At 44.5% G+C, this 25,122-nt stretch carries 19 protein-coding genes; 4 read left to right on the plus strand and 15 right to left on the minus strand.

What is annotated here, in order from left to right; all coding sequences use genetic code 11:
* Positions 1–35: 35 nt before the first annotated feature.
* The 7 genes from ACQRBN_RS13185 to ACQRBN_RS13215 form a co-directional block, all read right to left on the minus strand.
* The gene (locus tag ACQRBN_RS13185) at positions 36–869 is read right to left on the minus strand and encodes a P-loop NTPase (RefSeq protein ID WP_427739475.1); all 834 of its coding nucleotides are present in this window, start codon (positions 867–869) and stop codon (positions 36–38) included.
* Between the two features lie 110 nt (positions 870–979).
* Positions 980–1,354, minus strand: coding sequence for a RidA family protein (locus ACQRBN_RS13190; protein ID WP_427739476.1), 375 nt, complete (start codon positions 1,352–1,354; stop codon positions 980–982).
* Positions 1,355–1,356: 2 nt separating this feature from the next.
* Positions 1,357–2,307 carry an ornithine cyclodeaminase family protein gene (locus tag ACQRBN_RS13195; protein WP_427739477.1) on the minus strand — a complete coding sequence of 317 codons (951 nt, stop codon included), beginning with the start codon at positions 2,305–2,307 and terminating at the stop codon, positions 1,357–1,359.
* A gap of 1 nt (position 2,308) precedes the next feature.
* Positions 2,309–3,712 (minus strand): MATE family efflux transporter, encoded by a 1,404-nt coding sequence (locus tag ACQRBN_RS13200; RefSeq protein WP_427739478.1) that lies wholly within the window; start codon positions 3,710–3,712, stop codon positions 2,309–2,311.
* Between the two features lie 91 nt (positions 3,713–3,803).
* A complete protein-coding gene (glgX, locus tag ACQRBN_RS13205; protein ID WP_427739506.1) occupies positions 3,804–5,867 on the minus strand; it encodes a glycogen debranching protein GlgX in 2,064 nt (687 codons plus the stop codon).
* A 78-nt stretch (positions 5,868–5,945) separates the two neighbouring features.
* Complete coding sequence (locus ACQRBN_RS13210) at positions 5,946–6,569, minus strand: response regulator (RefSeq protein WP_427739479.1); 624 nt, start codon at positions 6,567–6,569, stop codon at positions 5,946–5,948.
* Positions 6,566–7,660 (minus strand): sensor histidine kinase, encoded by a 1,095-nt coding sequence (locus tag ACQRBN_RS13215; protein ID WP_427739507.1) that lies wholly within the window; start codon positions 7,658–7,660, stop codon positions 6,566–6,568. Before ACQRBN_RS13215 ends, ACQRBN_RS13210 begins: the two co-directional genes overlap by 4 nt.
* Positions 7,661–7,921: 261 nt before the next feature.
* Here ACQRBN_RS13215 and ACQRBN_RS13220 point away from each other — a divergent pair, with 261 nt between their 5' ends.
* Genes ACQRBN_RS13220 through ACQRBN_RS13230 form a run of 3 tightly spaced genes read left to right on the plus strand, consistent with a single transcriptional unit; the run spans position 7,922 to position 11,151 of the window.
* Positions 7,922–8,851, plus strand: a complete 930-nt coding sequence (locus ACQRBN_RS13220; RefSeq protein WP_427739480.1) for an ATP-binding cassette domain-containing protein — start codon at positions 7,922–7,924, stop codon at positions 8,849–8,851.
* Positions 8,852–8,864: 13 nt separating this feature from the next.
* The gene (locus tag ACQRBN_RS13225; RefSeq protein ID WP_427739481.1) at positions 8,865–10,007 is read left to right on the plus strand and encodes an ABC transporter permease; all 1,143 of its coding nucleotides are present in this window, start codon (positions 8,865–8,867) and stop codon (positions 10,005–10,007) included.
* Positions 9,994–11,151 carry an ABC transporter permease gene (locus tag ACQRBN_RS13230; RefSeq protein WP_427739482.1) on the plus strand — a complete coding sequence of 386 codons (1,158 nt, stop codon included), beginning with the start codon at positions 9,994–9,996 and terminating at the stop codon, positions 11,149–11,151. Before ACQRBN_RS13225 ends, ACQRBN_RS13230 begins: the two co-directional genes overlap by 14 nt.
* Before the next feature lie 329 nt (positions 11,152–11,480).
* Here the strand turns inward: ACQRBN_RS13230 and ACQRBN_RS13235 are convergent, their stop codons facing one another.
* The 7 genes from ACQRBN_RS13235 to ACQRBN_RS13265 form a co-directional block, all read right to left on the minus strand.
* Entirely contained in the window at positions 11,481–16,907 is a 5,427-nt protein-coding gene (locus tag ACQRBN_RS13235; protein ID WP_427739484.1) for a leucine-rich repeat domain-containing protein, read from the minus strand.
* Between the two features lie 150 nt (positions 16,908–17,057).
* Positions 17,058–17,231: a hypothetical protein gene (locus tag ACQRBN_RS13240; protein WP_427739485.1), complete on the minus strand. Its 174-nt coding sequence runs from the start codon at positions 17,229–17,231 to the stop codon at positions 17,058–17,060.
* Between the two features lie 375 nt (positions 17,232–17,606).
* Positions 17,607–18,794 (minus strand): molecular chaperone DnaJ, encoded by a 1,188-nt coding sequence (dnaJ, locus tag ACQRBN_RS13245; protein ID WP_427739486.1) that lies wholly within the window; start codon positions 18,792–18,794, stop codon positions 17,607–17,609.
* A gap of 155 nt (positions 18,795–18,949) precedes the next feature.
* Positions 18,950–20,830, minus strand: a complete 1,881-nt coding sequence (gene dnaK / locus ACQRBN_RS13250) for a molecular chaperone DnaK (RefSeq protein WP_427739487.1) — start codon at positions 20,828–20,830, stop codon at positions 18,950–18,952.
* A 192-nt stretch (positions 20,831–21,022) separates the two neighbouring features.
* Complete coding sequence (gene grpE, locus ACQRBN_RS13255; protein WP_427739508.1) at positions 21,023–21,694, minus strand: nucleotide exchange factor GrpE; 672 nt, start codon at positions 21,692–21,694, stop codon at positions 21,023–21,025.
* Positions 21,695–21,744: 50 nt separating this feature from the next.
* The gene (gene hrcA / locus ACQRBN_RS13260; RefSeq protein ID WP_427739488.1) at positions 21,745–22,788 is read right to left on the minus strand and encodes a heat-inducible transcriptional repressor HrcA; all 1,044 of its coding nucleotides are present in this window, start codon (positions 22,786–22,788) and stop codon (positions 21,745–21,747) included.
* A gap of 212 nt (positions 22,789–23,000) precedes the next feature.
* Positions 23,001–23,660 (minus strand): Crp/Fnr family transcriptional regulator, encoded by a 660-nt coding sequence (locus tag ACQRBN_RS13265; protein ID WP_427739489.1) that lies wholly within the window; start codon positions 23,658–23,660, stop codon positions 23,001–23,003.
* Between the two features lie 84 nt (positions 23,661–23,744).
* On the opposite strand from ACQRBN_RS13265, the gene ACQRBN_RS13270 reads away from it, so the two are divergent.
* The gene (locus ACQRBN_RS13270; protein WP_427739490.1) at positions 23,745–24,404 is read left to right on the plus strand and encodes an ATP-binding protein; all 660 of its coding nucleotides are present in this window, start codon (positions 23,745–23,747) and stop codon (positions 24,402–24,404) included.
* Positions 24,405–24,773: 369 nt separating this feature from the next.
* Here the strand turns inward: ACQRBN_RS13270 and ACQRBN_RS13275 are convergent, their stop codons facing one another.
* Complete coding sequence (locus tag ACQRBN_RS13275) at positions 24,774–25,115, minus strand: metal-sensing transcriptional repressor (protein ID WP_427739509.1); 342 nt, start codon at positions 25,113–25,115, stop codon at positions 24,774–24,776.
* Positions 25,116–25,122: the final 7 nt, after the last annotated feature.

The raw sequence follows: 25,122 nt of genomic DNA on the forward strand, positions 1-25,122 counted from the left end.
GTACACTTTCCAACACTCAATTTTCTCTATCAAACTCAAATCTTATTCACAGCCCCAGCCAGATACTCATTACTAACCTCATAGAACTTCTCATTCTCGACTGCCTCAGCCAAACCAGCATCGATTGGCATCTTACCCAGCACCGGAATCTCAAGTTCTTCAGCCACTTCATCAATATGACTCTCGCCAAAGACAGGGATCTTCTTGCCACAATCAGGGCAGACCATATAACTGTAGTTCTCTACAATTCCTAATACAGGAATATTCATCTGCTTTGCCATATTGTAAGCCTTCTTCACAATCATCTGTACCAGATCCTGTGGAGATGTTACAATCACAACCCCATTCACCGGAAGAGACTGGAACACCGTAAGTGGCACATCACCAGTTCCAGGAGGCATATCTACGAAGAGATAATCCAACTCTCCCCACATAACATCCGTCCAGAACTGGGTTACAACTCCTGCAATCACCGGACCTCTCCAGATGACCGGATCAGACTCATTCTCAAGAAGCAGATTCACGGACATAATCCTGGTTCCGTCTTTTGCCTCACAAGGAAACATTCCTGCTTCGCTGCCCTTGGCATTTTCATGGATACCATACATCTTAGGAATCGATGGTCCTGTAATATCCGCATCCATAATACCTACGGAGAATCCCTGTTCTCTCATCATTCTTGCAAGAGATGCAGTTACCATAGACTTTCCTACACCACCTTTACCGCTGACAACGGCAATCACATTCTTCACATGAGAGAATGGATTCGCTGGCTCTCTGAAATCCTGCGGTTTGCTGCTGCAGGAACCTGCATGCGCACAGCCTGCACAATCTGATGATGAACAGCCATTCTGTTGTTCTTCTGACATAATAACTACCTCATTTCTTCATATAATAACATCGCTGCACAAGATTCAAAATCAAACTCAAGTGCAGCGATGTGGTTCACACTAAGTTCCGGAACATCTCGCTAAATTCTCTACTCAACTACCGCGATCAATTCAACTTCGCATTTTACATTCTTAGGAAGTGTCTTCACTGCAACACAACTTCTTGCCGGTTTGGATGTGAAATACTTCGCATATACCTCATTGAATGCTGCAAAATCAGCCATATCAGCCAAAAAGCAAGTTGTCTTCAGAACTTTGTCGTAAGAAGTTCCGGCTGCCTCAAGAACTGCCCCTAAGTTCTTGCATACCTGCTCTGTCTGTTCTTCGATGGTTACAGCCTCAATCGCATCTGTCTCTGGGTTGATCGGAATCTGTCCTGCGGAATAGAAGATTCCGCCATGTACATATCCCTGTGAATATGGTCCCAATGCCTTTGGTGCTTTTTCTGTTGCTACTACTTTCATAATTACCTCTCCTTTGCCATTTCTAAAATTTTTTGTGCAATACATACATCAAAAAGACCCATTCCTACGGATTTGAAATATGTGGTCTTTTTGGTATTGGTCTCTTCATCGGTACCGGATGCCAGATACTGATCCATCAGCACGATCCGGTCTTCTGTCAGACGCCCTTCGGCAATCGGCTGACTTAAGTCCCCACTCTCCTCACATGCATATGGAAGTTCGATATATACCTTGTCCACAAGATCCCAGATCACATCCGGTATCTCACGCATCTTGGGCGTATAGGAACCGATTGCGATAATACATTTGCCCGCTAACAAATCCTTATCATTTGGCAGTACTGGCTCCGTAGCAGGTGTTGTCGTACAGATAATATCGCTCAAACGAACCAGTTCTTCTACCGTCTTACATTGTACTACCTTTGTATCCGGGTTATCAATAGTTTTTTCCAATCTAGCGAGATATTCTGTCAGATCACGGTCGCTGTGATTATAAATATATACCGTATGTATCTCTCTTGCCGCACAGGCATATAATGCCTGGTGGAAGCCCTGTACTCCTGCACCCACGATTCCTACCGTATGGCAGTCCTTTCTTGACAGATGACGGATTCCAACTCCCCCGACTGCCCCGGTGCGGTAAGCTGTCACTGTCTGCCCATCCAGTATGGCAATCGGAGCACCGGTTGTATGATCATTCAAAAGCACTACCCCATCAATGGATGGCAGCCCCAAAACCGCATTCTCCGGAAATATGGATAAGATCTTCGTCCCGATAATCTCATTGGTATAGCATGGCATATACATCAACTGTTTCTTCTCATGCTCCACCACAGGTCTTGGCGGCATGTAGTATTCCCCCGCCCCGAAGATCCGGTATGCTTCTTCGATCTGATCCATCATCTGATTCAGATCAATCAAAGATTCGATCGCCCGCTTGTCTAATACGATCATCTTATATTCCCTCCAATTCTTCTTTTTCCCTGGTCACATTCCGCAACCATTTATAACTGAGATACCGTTTGATCGTAATCGGTACCTTAATCAGTTCATCACTCATCAACAGCATATATACCACCGGCACCCCTGCATGGAAAACAAATGCCGCCAACGCTCCCAATAAGATGGAACATCCCCACATCGTTGACACATCCATGATCAGACCGAAGCGTGTATCACCACCCGACCGAAAGACTCCAACAACCATTGTAGTGTTGAATGCCTGAGCTACCGTAAAATACAACATGACAAAGAACATAAAGCCCAGATAATCCTGCGCCTGAGTCGATAACGCCATGTTAGCCCGCACGATTGGAACTGCAAGAAGAATCATGGTTCCTCCTAGAAGCCCCAGAATCAGGCTAAGCCATATAAAACGTTTGGCATAGGCTTTCGCATGAACCAGTTTCTGTTCTCCAATGGTCTTGCCAAGATAGATCGCCGTCGCATTCGAGATTCCGAATACCACAACCGTTGCAAGCTGCCTTGCCACCTGTGCCACCGAATTCGCTGCCACCGCCGCACTTCCAAGATGACCGATCACCGCCGTATTCGCAGAGGTACCAAGTCCCCACATCAGTTCATTCAGCACCACCGGCATGGCATAGACCATATAATCTTTTAATAAGACTCGGTCGATATGTATCAAATCTCCTGGACGAATATGAACATCCTTATTCTTGAATCTCGCATATAATAACACGATCAGCGTCTCCGTAATCCTTGAACAGAGCGTTGCAATCGCAGCTCCTCTGATGCCCAGTTCCGGAAAACCTAACAGACCGAAGATCAATACCGCATTCAATAAAATGTTCATGACCAGAGAGATGAAATATACGAATGTAGCAATCATTACCCTTTCAATGCTTCGCATGATATTCAGATACATCTGCGTTACCGACATGAACAGATAAGAGATTCCCACAATCCTAAGATACATCACTCCCTGCTCGATCACCTCCGGATCGGAGGTAAATATCCGAAGCAGCGTCTCCGGTATCATAAGCGCCAACACAGCGAATACCGCCGCTGTTACAAGACCTGCCGATAACCCCATGCCAAGGATCTTCTCGATGGTCCTGGTATCTTTCTTCCCCCAGTACTGCGCCGTCAAAACTGTCGCCCCCGACGTAATTCCAAAGAAGATCAGTGTCATAATGAACTGAACCTGTCCTGCAAGCGATGCACCTGAAAGCACTTTTTCCCCTACACGTCCAAGCATCACCACGTCCGTTGCAGTCACACCTACATTGATCAGATTCTGCACCGCCATCGGAATTACCAGTGCAAATACATTCTTATAGAAATTCTTCCAGTCAATATTCAGGCTTCTATCTGCCTCTTTTCCTCTCAATTGCATACCCCAACAAAAACTGCCTTTCCTTTACAAAATTACTAAAAGAATTGTAACACATGACACATGATTATCCTAGGGAATATTGCCTGATTTCTCATGATAACGTCAGTATGATCACTGACCTTCCTTCCGCAAGGATTCGATTCGTCTCAAGTGTCTTTAATTCTTCATAATATCCGATTCCAGTCATTCCTGTATTCACTGCTAATTTCCATTTCATCCGGTCCGGAAGTCCGGGAAGTTCAACCTCAACCGGTTCCCAATATGCATTCACCAGAACATAAACAATATCATCCTGCCCACGCGCTTCCTCATATCCTGCGAACATAGCCGCAATTACCCTAGCCACTTCACCATAATCCGACTCCCAGGGCATCTCTCCATGCAGACTTACCTTCGGCAGTCCACATTTTGCCCGGTCTAAAAGTCCCTGGATACATGGATGTTTTTTACGAAAATGTATCATATAACGGAAGAACCCGTAGATATCCTGATTCTTCCCAAGCAAATCCCAGTCAAGCCAGGAAACTTCATTATCCTGACAATATGCATTATTGTTGCCATATTGGCTATTGCAAAATTCATCTCCCGACAGAAACATCGGAATCCCTCTGCTAGTCATTAACACCGCACAAGCATTCTTTATCATCCTTCTGCGAAGTCCCAATACCCTCGGATCTTCGGTCTCTCCCTCCACACCACAGTTCCAACTACGGTTATCATTACTTCCATCCCCATTATTCCAGCCATTTGCTTCATTATGCTTCTCATTATAAGAATACAGGTCATACAAGGTGAATCCATCATGGCATGTAATAAAATTAATCGACGCATTCCGTCCGCGAATCACCGGATCATAGATATCCGGAGAACCAATCAGCCTCTGTGCCGCCCATTTGCCACACCATAAGCCCCCTTTTAGATACTCTCGCATCTCATCTCTGTATCTTCCGTTCCACTCTGACCACCGCTTGAACGCTGGGAAATTCCCCACCTGGTATAAGCCTCCTGCATCCCATGCCTCAGCAATCAGTTTCGTATCTCTAAGAAGCGGATCCTGGGCAATGGCTCTTAGAAGCGGCGGTTTCTCCATCGGACGCCCTTCTTCATTCCTTCCAAGAATGGATGCCAGATCGAAGCGGAATCCATCGATCCGATAGGCAGACACCCAATAACGCAGACAGTCCACGATCATATTCTGTACAATGGGATGATTGCAGTTCATCGTATTCCCACATCCGCTGAAATTATGATATTTCCCCTCCGGGGTCAGAAGATAGTAGATATTATTGTCAAATCCTTTGAAAGAAATGAACTGTCCATTCTCATCGCCCTCCGCTGTGTGATTGAAAACCACATCCAGAATCACTTCGATTCCATTTTCATGAAGGGTCTTTACCAGTTCTTTTAGTTCCGTCCCTTCCCGGTTATATTCTATGGCTGATGCATAACTCGTATTCGGCGCAAAGAAACTAACCGTATTATACCCCCAATAATTCATCAGTTCCTTGCCATCCACAAAACGGCACTCACTCAGTTCATCGAATTCGAAGATCGGCATCAGTTCGATTGCATTGACCCCAAGGTCTTTCAGATAAGGAATCTTCTCCTGAATCCCCTTGAATGTTCCCGGCGCATTCACATCCTTCGCCATCCTGGTAAATCCGCGCACATGCATCTCATAGATCACCAATTCCTCCATAGGGATTTTGGGTCTTTCATCCCTTCCCCAGTCAAAATAATTCTTCACCACTCTGGCACGGTAGCCATTCGCGCTAACGCGTTTTCCCCAGGTACTCTGCCCTGTAACCGCCTTAGCATAAGGATCCAGCAGTACATGCTTCTTATCGAACAGAAGCCCTTTTGCCGGATCATAGGGACCATCCAGCCGATAAGCATATTCGAATTCTTCCACATCCAATCCAAATACCAGCATCGAATAGACGCTTCCAATCTTATAACTCGACGGAAATGGCAGTATCGCATATGGCTCTGCCGCTTTCCGGTGATAAAGCAATAATTCACAGGAGGCTGCCCCCTGAGAATGTACAGTGAAACTCACTCCCTGCGCCACCGCTACTGCCCCCTCGAACAGATAAAAGCCTGGACAGACGCCAAATCCTTCGATATAATCCTTCGGCTCTATACTCTGGATCATCCCATCAACGGTTACAACCTCTGGCATCTTTCCACAGGATGTACAATTTCTTTCTCTTCTCATACATTACCCCTTTTATTATTTTATTGTATTCAGATAATAGACCGCCAACCGAGTTCGGTCTCTTAATTGCAGCTTTTCAAGAATATTGCTGATATAATTGCGTACTGTCCCCTCACTTAGGAAGATCTCCTTCGCAATCTCTTTGTTACTGAGTCCCTCTGCCACCAGCGAGATGACATGAAGTTCTTTCTCACTGATATCATATGCCTCCCAGTCAAATGTCTTCTTCTCCTGCAAAAGCCCAGGAATCTTGGAGACAATCTCCGTCCCGAACACAGTCTGTCCGGTATACACAGCACGAATCGCCGGAAGGATACTATTATAATCCTGCTTGAGAAGGTATCCCTTTACCCCGTATTTTAAGGCTTTCACGATATATTCATCATCAGAAAATGTAGTCAGAAGCAGAATTCTGGCATCCGGATACTCTTTCAATATCTCCCTGGCTGCTGTAAGTCCTCCCATCTTCTTCATCCGGATATCCATCAGCAGTACATCCGGCTTAAGACTGGCATACAACTGAACAGCTTCTTCTCCATCCTGTCCCATCCCTGTTACTGTAATATCCTCTCCCATCTCCAATATGGTCTTAAGCGCATTGGAGACCAATATATCGTCATCCACGATCACAATGTTCATAGAATCTCTCCCCTCTTCGGTACCGTAATAAAGATACGGAATCCATCGTCTGTCTGAATCTGCAAGTTTCCTCCGAGTGTCTCCACACGATCTTTCATATTATGGATGCCAATTCCTTTTGATGCATCCGCTATCTGTCCATCATCTCTCCTTAGACCCTTCGTCCCATTATCCTCCACGATCAACTGATATAATCCCGGATGCTCTCTTATGATAATTTTCACCACTGTTGCATTACTGTGCTTTGTTACGTTATGAAGCGCCTCTTTTACAATCGCAATAAAACTGTACTTGATCTCTCTTGGCACATCATATCCCATATCGTATTCCAACTGTACCGGACAGAAGGTACATTCCCTCGCAAGGCTTCCTAATACTTCCTTTAAGTTAATAGATTCATCATGCAAGTCATGAACACTGGAACGAACGCTGGTCATCGCAGCATTCAGCGTATCCTCCAACTGATTCAACGCCCCGGTTAAGTTTCCTTCTCCGTGGATTGCTTTCATGGCACCAACCATCAGGATAGATCTGGACAACATATGCCCTACATTATCATGAATCTCTCTGGCAATCCGGTTCCGTTCCTTCAATGTCGCAGCATAGATCTCATAGTCCTGTTTCTGAAGCAGCGTCTGGTTCTTCTCCTTAAGCAGGATATTCTTCTCCACACCATCATCCCGGATTCTGTGGAATGTCTCATCCAACTTTGCATACTTCTCTGTCTGATATTGAATCAATCCTGCAATACCACACCCGATGATCAGGAAAAAAAACACGGTCAGATTCTCAGGAATAGAGCTGAATGCACACATCACACCCAGAATAACTGCCAGAAAATATAATCTGTACTCTAATATACTATACAATATTACCGGGGTAAAAAGCAAACATTCCGGGCATAGTGCCGCTGTACCGAGAAAAACAATCGTAGATACAAGCGTCCATTTCCCTGATACGATCAGCCGATTCGCACATGTGTAGATAAGCGCTGTAAGAAATGCCACGATAAACGCTGTATCTGTCTGAATCAACAGCATTGCCAGAAAACAATATATCACTAACACGGTCTGATCTATTACCCGCTTCATATCATTCAATATCTATCCTTCCTTTTCCTGCCATGCAAGTTCGAATCCGCTTCGCTACTTCTCACTTGGGCTAAACGCCCTATACAGATATTGGCATACATCCCTTAGCAAGTAAACTTGCACAGTCTGTATGTCAATATCTGTGCATGGCTTTTTAATATCAATATTACATTTGTCACATCTCTTTTGTGACTCCCGACACTTTCATTATAAACGTCAAAACTTTATACTACAAGTAACAAATAACATGGAGGCGATTTTATGATTCATATTGAAAATCTCGTTAAAAGATACGGGGATCTTGTGGCACTTGACCATCTGAACCTTGACATACAAGAAGGTGAAGTCTTCGGTCTCTTAGGTCCGAACGGCTCCGGCAAGACGACAGCCATAGGCTGCCTGCTGGCACTTCTGAAATACGACAAAGGCACCATCACCATCTTCGGCAAGGAGATGCGCCCGGACAGTTATGATATCAAGAAAGATATTGGTGTTGTCATGCAGAATGTTGCAGTCTTCGAGCAGATGACCGTCTGGGAAAACATTGATTATTTCTGCGGTCTATATATCAAAGATAAGGCACTGCGCAAAAAACTGGTCGAAGATGCCATCGCATTCACTGACCTTGAAGACTTCACAAAGATGCGCCCCAAGAAGCTTTCCGGAGGTCTTCTAAGGAGACTTAACATAGCCTGTGGCATCGTTCATAAGCCGAAACTGATTATCATGGATGAGCCAACCGTTGCCGTAGACCCTCAGAGCCGCAATAAGATACTGGAAGGAATTCTGGAATTAAACCGCCAGGGTTCAACGATCATCTACACTTCTCACTATATGGAAGAGGTGGAACAGATCTGTTCCCGAATTGCCATTATTGATCACGGGCGGGTGCTGGCAATCGGCACAACAGAAGAACTGAAAAAGATGATTAAAACAGGAGAAACCATCACCATCGAGGCCATTGCCTTAGATGCTGGCACACTTGCTGATATACGGGAACTTCCTCATGTCTTCGATCTCACTTACGAGGAGCAAGTATTAAAGATCCGTTTAAGCGGTGCCAAACACAATCTGGTTCGTATCCTGAATTATCTGCAGGAACACGATATCACCTTTGGTCGTGTATTCTCAGAACTGCCCACCTTAAATGACGTATTTCTTGAAATTACCGGCAAAGAATTAAGAGACTAGGAGGCGCACCTATATGTTACATTTATTCAAATACCGATTCTTACAGACGATACGAGACTTTCCTATGATGTTCTGGGCACTCGTCTTTCCTATGATACTGGGAACCTTTTTCTATGTTTCCTTCGGCAACATAGGATTAGAAGGAACCGGGGAATCTGCCTGGGAAGCCGTAAAAGTTGCCATAATTGAAGAAGATTTATCTTCCGAAAATGCACGCTCTTTCGCCGCATTCCTGGAACAGTTGGATGGAGACACTCTGGATATTCAGAATATCACCTCTGAGAGAGAAGCAAAAGAAGCATTAAACGAAGAACAGATTCAGGGCATCTACTATATAAAAGAAACACCTTCCCTAACCGTTGCAAAGAACGGTCTTGGCGAGAGTATCCTGACCTCTGTTCTAACGAATTACAACCAGAATTCTGCCATGTTCCGGGAGATTGCCATAAAGCACCCTGAGAACATACAAAAAGCGATGAACGCTATGGAAGACTATCGCCAGACAACCGAAGAAGTATCTCTTGGCGGCAAGAGCATGGATCCGAATATGCAGTATTTCTTCGCTCTCATTGCCTATGCCTGTCTATCCGGTGCTTTTCTGGGTGTCCGTTCCAGTTTTGATGGTCAGGCGAACTTATCTGCCCTGGGCGCCAGACGCAGCATTACACCCACTCACAAGTTAAAACTGGTCCTCATCGATATGATAGTGCTGTTCCTGATCCATTTCTTCAATATACTGATTCTTAATCTGTACATAGTCAAGGTTCTGGGAATCAGCCTTGGAAATAATATTTGCGCACTGCTTCTGGTTGATTTCATGGGAAGTATGATCGGCGTATGCATAGGGCTTGCTCTTGGATGTGTCGGCAAATTCTCACTGGGAATGAAAATCGGGCTTACAGTCCTTGTCTCTTTATTCCCCGGATTCCTTGCCGGTCTGATGTTCGGCAACATGAAAAACCTGATCGAACTGCACTGTCCGATCATCAACCGTATCAACCCTGCCGCCGTCTTAAGCGACGCATTCTACTGCATGGGCATATATAACGACATGGAGCGGCTTACCAGGTGCCTGCTGATACTGGCTGGTATGAGTGTCCTATTATTCATCATTGCCTTTTTAGGCGTAAGGAGGGAACGTTATGACAGTATTTAAAGGATTTCTTACCATTACAAAACGGAATCTCCATATTGTACTCCTCTATGCGGGCATCTTTTTGAGCATCTCTATTATGGTTCAAAAAAGTGTCGGCAAGGATGACTCCCAGGCAAATTTTGAGCAGACGAGTCTTGATATTGCCGTAATCGACCGGGATGGCGGAGAACTTGCCAGGGGACTCGCCTCATATCTGGAGCAATACCACACGTTAAAAGATGTTCCTGACGATCCTTCCATCATCCAGGACCGTCTCTTCTACCGGGAAGTCTACTATGTAGTGACAATTCCTGAAGATTTTGAAGAACGCTGCTTAAACGGCGAAGAACAGCTTCCTGTCACCAAGGTTCCGGGAAGCACCAGCGGATACTATGTCGATCAGCAGATCGATACCTTCCTGAATGATGTACGGATTATGACCGCCAGTGGATTCACACTTGAAGAAGCCATTGACAGCGTACAGAAGAATGGCGAGGTTACCACTGACGTTACTTTACTTGATAAGAGTAGATATGGCGGCGAACAGTCCTATCCATCCTTCATGTATCAATATATGCCATATATCATACTGTCAATTCTGTGCTATGCGCTGAGTTACATTATGATTGCTTTTCATAATCCTGACGTTAAGAAACGAATGTCATGTTCTGCCATTCCAATACGCAGCCAGAATATGCAGTTAGTGCTTGGCTTTGCTGTGATCGGCATGTTCGTGTGGATCATCTGTACACTGATGGTACTTGTCATATTCGGGAAAGACTTTTTACAAGACCCTAATATGGTCTACTATCTGCTCAATAGTTTTATCATGACGCTGGTAAGCCTCTCTCTGGCATTTCTGATCGGTATGCTGGTTCACCGGGAAGACCTGATCAGTGCCGTGGTCAATGTCGTATCTCTGGGAATGTCATTCCTATGCGGCGTATTCGTAGAACTGGAGATTATGAGCAAAGGAGTTAAGAGGGTAGCTCGATTTCTGCCAGTGTACTGGTATGAGATTGTGAATGATCTGCTGGGCAATCATAGTTCTTTTAGCGCTTCGCAGAGGGCAACGCTTTTTACGGGGTATGGACTGCAGTTGATGTTCGCTGCTGCATTCCTTGGGATTGCACTTGTGATTGGGCGGAACCGGAGGCAGGCATGAATGGAGCTCCATTACATTAGAAGAAGGAATCGGATCTTCAGAATATCCGGTTCCTTCTATTACATTTACATCAATCAAGCCACGTTACACTCTGCAAAGTCAATCTCAAGATCCCCGTTATACATCCCACTGGTACTTTATCTTCAAACGTATATTCTTCCATATCTTCATTATAATAACCCTATCACCATTTGAAAAATAAATGATATAAACTGCCAGCAGGCAACACCTACTGGCAGAAAAATTTAAATTTTTAATTGTCTACTTGACGGGAGCAATTCACAGTTCATCCTGACAGCTCTTCGTTTTTAGTTAATAATCTTCTCTTTCTATGCCTTTACTCGTTTTCTCAGAATCAGACAAATAGCAAGAACAGATACTGTCATGATAATAAATATCGGTACTGTGTGTGCAGAATCACCTGTCTGTACTGCTGTACCAGTCTTATCTTTCACACTTCCATTTCCCTTGCTAATATTATTACTATCACCCGGCTTCTGCCCACTATTCGGCTTATCGGAAGGTTTATCACTATCTTCTGGAACCGTAGTCTTTTCTTGAAGTGCAGCAATTGCAGCATTCAGTGCCTTCGCCGCATTGTCAATATCAGCCTGCAGTGCCTCTGCATTTTCATATAATGCTACTGCGTTTGCCAATACCTTCTCCACTTCTGCATAGCTTTCTTCTGTATATTTGGATTTATCCAGCGTATTTGCCCTGTCAATGGCTACTTTAAGAGCCGTCTTATCCGGATCCGGTACCGGCTCTTCCTTTTCAACCAATGCATTGATCGCCTCATTTAAAGCGTCCGTCTGCGCGTCAACCGCCCCCTGGGAAACTGTGTCATCTGCATGAATCTGGACTGCCTTCTCAAGCTCTGCGGTGACTTTTGCGAAACTGTCTTCTGTATACTTGTCTGCATCCAAAGTTCCTGCTCTTTCCATAGCTGCCAGCAACAGAGTCTTATCTACTTTCTGAGGCTGTGATTTCTTCTCTAGGGTAAATACGATGCGTCCGCTTTCTGCTATCGGTTTTCCATCTACGGTGCTGATGATACCACGGTTCGTATCTCCCGGATCAACAATTACTGCAAATTCGACCGCTTGTTCATTTATCCATTCTTGACCATCCTTAAGAGTAACTTTCATGGTTGTATCTGTATCCCATGCCGTTACCGCATATTCAATCATACCGTTTTCATCAGAAATAATTTCAGCCGGATCTCCGTTTGCCACATCAAACTTTACTCCGCTAAGTGCACATCCCTCGCTATCCTGCACAAATGCACGGAATGTAAGTATATCACAGGTGTCATTACCCTTCGGTGTGAGCACGAATTTTGCCAGTCCGTCAGCTGCCGGCTGTCCGCCAATAGTCTCAATAACCGGTGTTCCATCTTCCTCACCTACATGGACTTTGATCACTGCAGGTGTCGCGATATATGCAGAGTCCGCCGGCAGATAGAATTCATAATCCCCTCCTTCATAAGAACCGACTGTCCAGACAAGCTGCCCGTCCTTCACATACATGTTATTTTCCACACGATATTTCGCATCATATCTTACAAATCTCGTATTGACAGGCGCTGCATTACCATTCTGATCCGTCACCGGAATTGTAAGGACTCTCATTCCTGTCACTTCTCTGAGTGCTGATTTTGCCGCATCCAGATTCGCTATCGCCTGGTCAATTTCTGTCTGAACGGCGTTGTCATTATCATAAACAGCCTGGGCGCTTGTGATTGTATCCTGCAGCGCATGATAACTGTTGCTAGTGTAATTGCCGGAACTGATTGCTTTCATCTCTTCCAGCTTACTATACAGATTCGTCTTATCAGGAATCTCTATTACAGATTTCTCTTTTAATATGAACTTCACTTCCTGTGTACCATTAAGCGGCTCACCATCAATCGCACTAAGGACTATATCCATTCCGGATTCCAGAGTAAATACATGCTTCTCCGGCTCCAGTGTGTACTCCTTCTCGCCCAGGATGACCGTACCATCATTTGCCGAAAATGTAATCGTCTCGATACCCGCATCTGCTGTACTGAGATTATATTCCAGTACACCATTTCGTGAATAACAGATTCCCGGACGACCACTATCAAATGCTCTTGCAAATTCAAGTCTGTCGGTCACCACATTGCCGGCTTCATCCTGAATAAGAATACGAATATTGGTCTGATCGCATACAACAGGTTTCTCTTTTTCTTCCAGAGCCTTACGCACTACCTCTAATTTCTGAGTCCATTCATCCACCTGCGCCTGTGTCGCCTCCGGATCATTATAGACCTTCTCTGCTTCTACAATTGCTGCCTGCAGCGCATTGTAGGTCTCTTCTGTGTAATCGTCACTTTTTCCATCAAACAGTCTTGCAATATTTATCTGTTCTTGCAGGGCATCTTTCCTCACTTCTGAAGGTTCCGGTATATCTCCGCCTGATTTTTTCAGGGTAAATACAATCTCCCCTGCATCTGCCAGCGCTTTTCCGTCTACATGCGTTATCGTCGGCGCTTTTATCATTGAGCCATCTGTTTTAAAAGTATGTTCATCTGAACATGTCCACTTCTTTCCTTCCCCGGCATCCTGATCCGCCTCTATTGTTACTGTAAACTTCAAATTAAAATCAAAGTTTTTCAGTTCTTGTTCTATGATACCATTCTCACTTACCAGTTTATAGTTCTCCGCATATTCGTCATCCGGTAAAGATATGAATGTCACTCCATTCACTGGATTTCCATTCTCATCCACTACCTTCGCCCGGAAATGTTTCTCATCCGACACCACTTTATCGCCTGGATGCGGTGTATCACCTGCGGCCTTCAATACATATGTAAGACGAGTCCCTTCCGCATATGGCTGACCATCAATCGTCGCTATTCCAGCAAGAAAAGTGGCATTTTCCACAGTAAAATAATGCTCATCATCAGTAGTATATTTGTCGTCCGCCAATCTTATATAGACGGTATGTCCATAGTGCCCCGGTCCGTATGTAGTATATCCGATCACTCCATTTGCATCCGAAACAATCGAAACCTCTTCATCCTCTTTATCGTCAATCCACGCCATAAACTTTATGCCGGTCATAGGATTTCCTTCCTCATCCGTCACTTTCGCACGGAACTGACCTTTATAACACGACCAATCAACTTCAACAGGCTTTTTCACCAGTGCGTTGATTGCTGTTTCGAGTGCTGTAATCTGTCCATCTACCTGCTCCTGTGTTGCTTCTGTATTATCATATACCGTCTGTGCAGCCGCAATTGCTATCTGCAGTTCATCGTAACCGCTTACATAGTCATCCGCATTTATTGCCTTGGCCTCTGTCAACTTCTGAATCAGGATTACTTTATTCGCCCGCAGCACAAGTCCTGCCTGTGCTTGCTTCAGAGCAGACAGTGCATTATCCACTTCTTCCTGGGAAGCATTCGGATTCTCATTAACTGCGCTCGCCTCATTCCTCACTTCCACGAATTGTTTCCAGCTCGCCACTGTATAACTGTCTTGAGAAAAATATTTACTAATTTCCTTCTGAAGTAATAATTTACTTGCCGGTTTTACCAGAGCACTTTCCGCTTTCTTCAATGATGCTGCAGCCGCATTATATTCTTCCTGGGAAGTTCCGGATTTATCTACTATACTTTGTGCAGCCGCAACTGCTTTTTGCAGTTTTTCATATGACTCCGGTGTAAAATCTCCTTCTTCATACAGTTTTGCTGCTTCGATATACTGTTGCAATACTGTACTGTCAGGTTTTCTTTCATTTTTCTTATCGAGAGCACCATCCGGGCGTGATTTCAGAATTACTTCTTTCTCAAAATCAACATCAACATCTTTTTCATCAACTGTTTTAAAATAACGTGTTCCTTCCGGAGTTACTCCGATTGTAACCATGATAGGTTCTATATCATACGGTTCTTCATGGCACGCAAGAATCTCCCACTGTTTTCCATCCTGCCATCCAGGCGAAGCCTGGAGATATGCCAGCCCTGTCTCAGGATCTGATAACTGATTCCATGCCTCAGCTCCTGTTACCGGAACTCTGATCTGGAATTTAAACGGTCTGGTGAATACATTGCCGTTTTCATCCTTCACTATCAGTTTTAACTCTGTCAATATATTTGTCTTTTCCAGATTGTTCCATGCTGTCCGCAGATTATCTGCTGCTTCTTTCACAGATGCTACTGTAGCATCCGGATCATCCAGCGTATTCTGTGCTATCTGAATCGCTGTTACATACGCTTGATAAGTTGATGCTGTATACTTATACTCTTCTTCTACGGTTTTCGTTTCCTGTAACGCTGCTGACAAATCAGATTTGTCCACATATTCTTCCTTCGGAATCAAGACAACCTTCCACTCCTCGAACCCAGTAACAGGCTCTCCGTTGACACTGTATGTCTTTTTATCCTTTACCTCATAGACAAATTCGGACGGGCTTGCAACATATGCATCCCCAGCCGGGCGAATCGAAAGATCCCAATATGCGTCTGACGCACTATGCTCTATACTCAGCATACCGTTCTTATCAGTAAAATAACTCTTTGTTCCCAGGGCAGTTTTTACGAATTCTACTCCCGACATCGGGTTTCCGTATTTATCTACTACCTTGATCTCCAGTCTGTCCAAAACCGGCTGCTTCGTGCCTCCCTCATCATACTCTGGATAGTATTCCGGTTCCTCATCATTTTCAACCTTCTTCTTATTGGTTCTGGCTGTTTCTGCGCGCGCTGTACCTACATATTCCTTCTGTGTATCCGTCAATTCATCATATGCTGCCAATGCCTTTTCTACATTCTCCAAATCGGATTTCTGCATTTTGCTAATATTAAATGCATCAAATAGCTTATTTACCTCTATTGCCGCAAACAAATCCTCTTTATTTGCATTTTCCGGAAGGAATGTTTTCTCCTTTTCCAGCGAAAACAATTTTGCCAATGGTTTGAAATCTGTAATTGCTGTGTTTCCTCTCAGATTCAGTTCTCTCAAATTCTTCAATCCCGCAAGTGCAGAGATATCTGTCAACTCATTATGGGATATATCCAAAGAGTACACATTGGTCAGTTTACTCATATCCGGAAGTTCCTGTATCTGATTTCCCGAAACTTCTACGAATTCCAGATTTTCCAGTCCTGATATCGCACTGATGTCTGATACTTTATTATTGGAACTATTAAACCGTTTTAATTTCTTCATATTCTCGACAACCGATACATCTGTAATATCTCTGTTTCCAGATACATCTAACTGCGTCAGGTTCACCAACGTTCCTAGTGAACTGATATCATCAATCCCGTTCTGCTTCAGCAAAAGAGTCTGAAGCTGTGTCAATTCTGAAAGAGGACTTACATCTGCGATCCGCTTTCCTTCTACAGCAGAGGTATAACAGATATCTACCATAGACGCTGATTTTGCATATTGAATTCCTTCCAGATTCTCAATCCAGAATGGCTTGGTCCATGTCTCAAAATTCTCCGGATGAGCACACAACTCATAGGAAATTATCTCAACCTGTCTTGCTCCTACTATATCTGCCGTCAGAACCGGAGCGTCTTTGATTGAATTCAATGATGCACGTATTGCCCAGTGGAGTACCGGGTCTTTAATTACTTCCTCTTTCCCAGGTTCATATATATCTACCTCTTCCAGACCCCCGCAGGTATCTGCTTTTGCAGTTGTTCCAAAACCCATGGGACCCACTGACGTCAATGTAAGTGCCAGCAGCAGTGCCATTAATTTTTTCCTTTTTTTCATAATATCTCCTTAATAATCGATTTATAGTTTCCTGTAATTTAAAATCAGACTTCTTTCGTTGACGCCTTTAATAGTACAGAAACCACAGGTCCTGTCTGAGAGGGTCTGCGGTTTCCGCATTAAATTCCAGGCTTATAAAACTCTTAGGCTTTATTCATCTCTTTTTTTCCTGCTCATCTTTCCGATTACTGTCAATGAGGAAACTGCAGCCAGCATAAATGGCCATACCATAGACGGATCACCTGTCTTTACAGACTTAGACTTCTCGGTTGAAGTCTTCTTGGTTGTGCCTGTCTTATCTGCTGATGGCTTATTATCTACCACCGGCTTATCATCGCCTGACGGCTTATTGTCGTCATCTGGATTGTCTACTTCAACAGCACGATACTCATAGGCAAATTCCTGTCCTTCTCCGACAAAATACCAGTTCCAATCAACATCATCGCCAAATGTTGGTGATTTTACTAACGTATAAGCAGGACCAGGTGTAACTCACATGAGCCACACCTGGCCCTGAAATCCCCCCAAATAAGATGGATAACGGCAACCAACTTTCTCTCCCTTACATATTATAATGTAACTATACTCAAATGAGATTATTATAACCAATTTTTCGAATTAGTAGGACAACAGAAAATTAATTTCAAATTGCACAAATAAAAAAACCCGGAAACATGCCGTTTCCGGGAAATGCCCTTGTTAATCATCAAAGGCTTCTTTCATCTTATCCATAAATCCCTTTTTCTTCTTACCACCCTTAGGCTCTGTGTCACTTCCCGCTGCATTCAGCGTGTTTCCTGATAACTCATCGAACCTGCGAAGTGCCTCCTTCGCTTCATGGGTCAAGTGCTCCGGTGTCTGGATCACCAATGTCACATAATGATCGCCACGTACCTGAGAATTCCTGATAGACGGAACTCCCTTGCCTTTCAGACGCACCTTAGTGTCCGTCTTGGTTCCCGGCTTCACAGTGTAGATTACCTCTCCGTCAACCGTTTTGATTCTAATATCTGCACCAAGCGCTGCCTGGGCAAATGAAATCGGCACGGTAGAGAATATATGCATATCCTGACGCTGGAAGATCGGATGTCTGGACACGACTACTTCTACCAGCAAATCTCCTCTTGGACCTCCATTCAGACCTGGTTCGCCTTTTTCACGAATACGGACACTCTGTCCGTTATCAATACCTGCCGGAATAGAAACCGCAATCTTCTTTTTATTAGATACATAACCTGTTCCGCCGCAATCCGGGCATTTTTCACGGATAATCTTACCGGTTCCCTGGCAGTCAGGACAAGTCTGAACGTTCTGAACTGTTCCAAAGAAAGACTGCTGTGTATATACAACCTGACCTTTACCGCCACACTTCGGACAAGTCTCTGGTGATGTTCCCGGCTTTGCTCCTGTACCATTACACTTCGGGCACGGATCTTTCAAGATTACATCCAGTTCCTTCTCACATCCGAATACTGCTTCTTCAAATGTAATTCTAACGCTCTTGCGGATATTCATGCCTTTCATCGGTCCCTGGCTTGCACGACCTCTTCTTCCACCGCCGCCAAACAGATCACCGAAGATATCACCAAAGATATCGCTAAAATCAGCACCGCTAAAGTCGAATCCGCCGAAGCCACCTGCACCACCGGCGCCCCCATCAAATGCCGCATGACCGAACTGATCATACTGACGGCGTTTCTCCGGATCACTTAATACAGCATATGCCTCAGAAGCCTCTTTGAATTTCTTCTCTGCTTCCGCATCTCCAGGATTCATATCAGGATGGTACTTTTTGGCAACCTGTCTATATGCTTTTTTTAAAGTCGCTTCGTCTGCATCCTTGCTGACGCCCAGCACTTCATAATAATCTCTTTTTGATTCTGCCATAGTTTATCCCTTTCTTTCCTAATAATATAGAAGTTTTTTACCTGAAACAATATCTTTATAAGGAAATAAATCCTTCTATATATACAGGGAAATTCTGCGGGATTGCGGCTGGGGATTCCCCAGCCAAATTCCGCAGAATAATTATCTTCCTGCTATTAGACTTCTTTATAATCTCCGTCTACAACGTCATCTCCCTGGAATCCGTCTGGTGCCGGTCCTGCGCCTGCTCCCATATCTGGTCCTGCACCCTGTGCTCCTGCACCAGCTGCAGCGCCAGCCTGCTCATACATCTTCGTGAATACCTTCTGAGCGCTTTCCATTAATTTATCCTTAGCAGCCTTCATCTCTGCAACCTGTGCATCAGAGATGTCATCCATATTCACTTTATCAAGAATCTCTTTTAATGCCTTGCAGTCTGCTTCTACTGCTGCCTTATCTGCTGCATCAAGTTTATCTCCAACTTCTTTCAATGCTTTTTCTGTCTGGAACAACATTGCATCAGCATCGTTCTTAGCATCAATGCCTTCTTTACGCTTCTTATCCTGTGCCTCAAATGCTGCTGCCTCTTTTACTGCCTTATCGATATCCTCGTCAGACATGTTAGATCCTGCAGTAATCGTAATGTGCTGCTCTTTACCTGTTCCAAGGTCTTTCGCAGATACATTAACGATACCATTTGCATCGATATCGAATGTAACCTCAATCTGCGGTACTCCACGTGGAGCCGGTGCGATTCCATCCAGTCTGAACTGTCCAAGTGATTTGTTATCTCTTGCAAACTGTCTCTCACCCTGTACTACGTTGATATCTACGGCTGTCTGATTATCAGCTGCTGTAGAGAAGATCTGGCTCTTCTTTGTAGGAATTGTTGTATTTCTCTCAATCAGTCTTGTAGCAACACCGCCCATAGTCTCGATAGACAGTGACAGTGGAGTTACATCAAGAAGAAGGATGTCTCCTGCGCCTGCATCTCCTGCAAGTTTACCACCCTGAACAGAAGCACCAAGTGCTACACATTCATCCGGATTCAGAGACTTGCTTGGCTCTTTGCCTGTCAGACGTTTTACTTCTTCCTGCACAGCCGGGATACGTGTAGATCCACCAACCAACAGTACCTGACCAAGTTCAGAAGCATTCAGTCCTGCATCAGAAAGCGCTCTTCTTACTGGCTCAGATGTCTTCTCTACCAAGTCGTGAGTCAATTCATCGAATTTTGCTCTTGTCAGATTCATATCGAAATGCTTTGGACCTTCTGCTGTTGCTGTAATGAATGGCAGGTTGATATTAGTTGTTGTTGCAGAAGACAGTTCTTTCTTAGCCTTCTCTGCTGCTTCTTTTAATCTCTGAAGTGCCATCTTATCTGTAGATAAGTCTACACCTTCCTGTTTCTTGAACTCAGCGATCATGTAGTCTGTGATCTTCTGGTCGAAGTCATCTCCACCAAGTCTGTTATTACCTGCTGTAGATAATACTTCGATAACGCCGTCACCAATCTCGATGATAGATACATCGAATGTACCACCACCTAAGTCGTATACCATGATCTTCTGCTCTTTCTCATTATCAAGACCATATGCAAGCGCTGCTGCTGTAGGCTCGTTGATGATACGCTTTACATCAAGACCTGCAATCTTACCAGCATCCTTGGTTGCCTGACGCTGAGCATCGTTAAAGTAAGCAGGTACTGTGATAACAGCCTCTGTTACCTTCTCACCAAGATATCCTTCTGCATCTGCTTTTAACTTCTGAAGGATCATCGCGGAAATCTCCTGTGGAGAATATCTCTTGTCATCAACGGTTACTTTGTAATCGCTTCCCATCTCTCTCTTAATAGAAGAGATTGTTCTCTCTGCATTGGTTACTGCCTGACGTTTTGCAGGCTCACCTACCAGACGCTCTCCTGTCTTTGAAAACGCTACAACAGATGGTGTTGTTCTAGCTCCTTCTGTATTCGCGATAACTGTTGGCTGACCACCTTCCATAACAGCCACACAACTGTTTGTTGTTCCTAAGTCAATACCTATAATTTTGCCCATTATAAAGACCTCCTATTTTTATGAAATAATAATTAATTGTAAGTGTCATATGAAGTTCGATTCGCTTCGCTCCTCGAACAACCTTCACACTAAATTCTGTGAAGATACTCTTCACTTTGTTCAGAGTATCTACCTTCATACTAAGTTCGATAATACCTCACTAAGTATTCAGGCATCATTAAGTGTTCAGGTTTAGTTCGCTACTTTTACCATGCTGTGTCTTACGACGGAATCACGGTACATGTAACCTTTCTGAAACTCTTCGGCTACGATATTCTCACCGAGGTTCTCATCTTCCACGTGCATCACTGCATTGTGGAAATCAGGATTGAATTCCTGTCCTACCGCTTCGATAGGTTTGACCCCTACACTTTCCAGTGTTGTCATTAACTGCTTATACACCATCTCCATTCCTTGGATGAAGGGATCTTCTTTGTCTTCTTCCTTGACTGCTCCAAGCCCACGCTCGAAATTGTCAACTACCGGAAGAATCTTATCTATGATATCTTTCGCTCCTATCTCGTACATCTGGGACTTCTCCCTCTCCGTACGTTTGCGGAAGTTATCAAACTCTGCCATCTGACGAGTGAGTCTGTCAGTCAGTTCCTCAATCTTCTCGTCTTTTTTATCTTTTTTATTCTTCTTGCCAAATAATTTCTTTCCGGATTTTGGTTCTTCTTCGCCGTCCTTTGCCTCTTCTTCCTCGCTGTCTTCAGCTGCTTCGCCATCTCCGCCAACTGTCGCCTCTTCTTCTGGCTCTTCACTGGCTTCTGCTGTATTACCGCTGTCATCAGAAGTTTCTGCCGCTTCTTGTTCTGCCTGCTCTGCTGCCTTCTTCGCTTCCTCTACAGCCTCTTTTACCATCTCTTCCTGGCTTTTCTCCTGCTGATTCTCCAAGGGTTATTCCACCTTTCTTATTCATTCTTATGAAACATCTGATCCAACTCATTCTGGAGTCGTTTCATAGATTTTAATACATGCTCATAATCCATTCGCTTCGGTCCGATAATACCTATCGTTCCCTTCATGCCGTCACCTAATTCATAAGTTGCGGTAACGACACTACAGTCTTTCATAGTCTGAACCGGAGTCTCATCTCCGATATACACCTGAATTCCGGTATTCTCTTCCTGAGATAATGTCTGGGTTACAAGTTCTGTCAACTGCTGCTTCTCTTCAAATGCATTGATAATCTCCTGGGCGCTCTGCTTATCACTAAGTTCCGGATACTTGAATATGTTCGTGGCTCCGCTTGTGTAGATCTGCATATCTTCATCTACCTGAATGGCATCCGCCACCGCATCTAATACCTTGCCAACCACTTGGCTGTGTATCCCGGCCTGTTCTTTTAATCTCGCGATCAGCCCAAGATTGATTGCTTCAATCGACATGCCGTTCAATGTAGTGTTCAAGAGCATATTCAATTTCAGCAGATTCTCATTGCTGAGCGGCTCTTCTATATTAATGATCTTATTCTTGATCACATTGCCGCCAAGTACGATTACCGCAATCACCTGTTCCGCATCCACCATGGATAACTGGATGAATTTAATCTTGTTCGCGTTATTCATCGGTGTAGAAACCATAGTCGCATAATTCGTACTATTGGCAAGAACCTTGGCTGCCTGCTTCAGGAGTTGTTCCATCTTGTCTGCCTTATCAAGCATCTGCTCCTGCATCTCGCTTAATTCCTGCTCCTTCTCATCCATCAGCATATCTACATATAATCTGTAGCCTTTATCCGAAGGAATACGTCCGGCTGACGTATGCGGCTGCATGATATATCCAAGTTCTTCCAAGTCTGCCATCTCATTGCGGATCGTTGCAGAACTTAAATTTAAATCCGTATATTTGGAAATCGTTCTGGACCCGACCGGCTCGCCTGTCTCCAGATACGTCTGAATGATTGCATGCAATATCTTTAACTTACGATCACTCAAGCCATGTTCTGATATCATTCGCCTTCCTCCTTTCGGATTTTGTTTTATTAGCACTCTTTGTTTTTGAGTGCTAACACCTTTCGACTATTAATTTAGCACTGCTGATTTGTTTTGTCAACACTCTTTATACATTTTTTATAAGTTTGGGATGTAGTAAAATGCACTTTTACTACGTCCCAAATTGAAAAATGTGGTGTACCTAACTGAAAAATGTGGTGTACCCACCTGAATTACTTAAGCCAGAATTCACTTCTGAGATAATCCACCACCCCTTCTTTCCTAAGTTTCCCAAGTTCTGCCGACATAGCGCTCCTCTCCACACAGAGATAATCCGCCAGCCCTTGCCTGTCGAATGGAATGCAAAAATGCCTGCTTCCTGCCCTTTTAGACTGGTCTGACAGATAGGACATCAGCTTTTCCCTGGTGGTCCGTCTGGAAAGATACCGGATCTTCTCTCCCAGCAATACATTCTTCCCCGCTAGGATATGCACCATATTCCTAACCAGTTCCTGATGAAACTGACAGGCAGTCGGGCAGACAGTCAATACCCGCCTTACATCCAACTGCAGAACAGCACTGTCTTCCACCGCCGCTACACTCACCGGACTTCTATCAAACTTTGCACAGGCATAAGCCGCTCCGAATAACTCTCCTTGCCCCACCTGCTCAAGGATCGTCCGATTCCCAAACACATCCTCATTCATTACCTGCACACATCCCTTAAGAACTACTCCAACCTTTCCAACTGGCTCTCCTTCCACCAGGATAACCTCGTTTCTTCCATAATTCCGGACAGTTCCTCCCAGACACGAAAGCATATTCTCAAGATCCTCCTCCTTAATTCCTTGAAATAACGGAGAAGCCGACAGCATGTCTATATTAATTTTCATATTTTCACTCCCTTTGTTGGAAAAACAACATATTTTCTTTTCTCATTGTAGTAAATTATGTGTATCAAATCAAGGAGGTACATTATGATAAGAACAATTATTCATATAGACGAAGAAAAATGCAACGGCTGCGGAGCCTGTGCTGCAGCCTGCCACGAAGGAGCGATCCAGATGGTCGATGGAAAAGCCAGATTAATCCGAGACGATTATTGCGACGGATTAGGAAACTGTCTTCCAGTATGTCCGACAAACGCAATCTCATTCGAAGAAAGAGAAGCAGCAGCCTACGACGAAGAGGCTGTACAACAACATCTAAAAAATAAAGCAATTCCTGACAATAGTTCCGCACCAGAGAATTCTCCACTCCCGGAGATTCCATCAAGCCAGCTTAGCCAGTGGCCAGTGCAGATCAAATTAGTGCCAGTAAACGCACCATACTTTGAAAATGCCAACCTGCTAATCGCTGCAGACTGCACCGCTTACGCCTACGCAGATTTTCACAACCGCTTCATCAAAAACCGAATCACCCTGATCGGCTGCCCGAAACTAGACGAAGGCGATTACACAGAAAAACTAACCGAGATTATCAAGAATAACAACATTAAAAGCCTCACCATCGTCCGCATGGAAGTCCCCTGCTGTGGTGGAATCGAACACGCCGCCACCGAAGCCCTAAAAGCCAGCGGCAAATTCATCCCCTGGCAAGTCATTACAATCGGAATTAACGGCAACATCATAGAGTAGGCATCCCATCGAGAACTCCCCGGAGCCCTTCTCATCCTCGCCGGAATCCCTCCCCCCTTGAGAACTCCCTGGAGCCCTGGAAGCGCCAGGCACGAGGGTGAGTCATAGGGGCTGACGGCCGTAACTTGAGTTTTGGAATACGTTACATCAAAATGGACAGTTATTTCGTACGAGAATTGGATATCACATCCAATTCGAGAGGGCTGCTGAATCGCGAAGTCATCAAGACTTCGGGATGAATCAGCCCGGTTACGAAAAAACTGTCCATTTTGATGTTACGTATTCCTAACGAAAAGTTCCGGTTGTCAGCCCCTATGACTCGCCCTCGTGCCGTACACTTTCAAACCTCCAATCTCTCAATCCATTCCCCTACTTCATAAACTTATCAATCGCCTGATTCAACTTCTCAATCGCCTCCATATCATTCTCCTCCACAGCCTCAACAATACAGTGATTCATATGGTTCTTAAGCACCACCTTGCCCGTATTATTGATCGCCGCCCGTACAGCCGCCAGCTGTACCAGCACCTCGCTGCAGTCCGCATCCTTCTCTACCATACGTTTTACCGCCTCCAGATGACCGATCGCTTTCGACAGCCGATTGATTACAGCCCTCTTCTCCTCCGGGCTGTGAATATGCTTATGATCACTGTGCCCGTGAGTATGGCTATGCATATCGTGTACATGACTATGCACATGATTACTCTCCATTCCATCT

This window comes from Bariatricus sp. SGI.154 (assembly GCF_050313795.1).
In the GTDB taxonomy this organism is placed as follows: Bacteria; Bacillota; Clostridia; order Lachnospirales; family Lachnospiraceae; genus CAMBRQ01.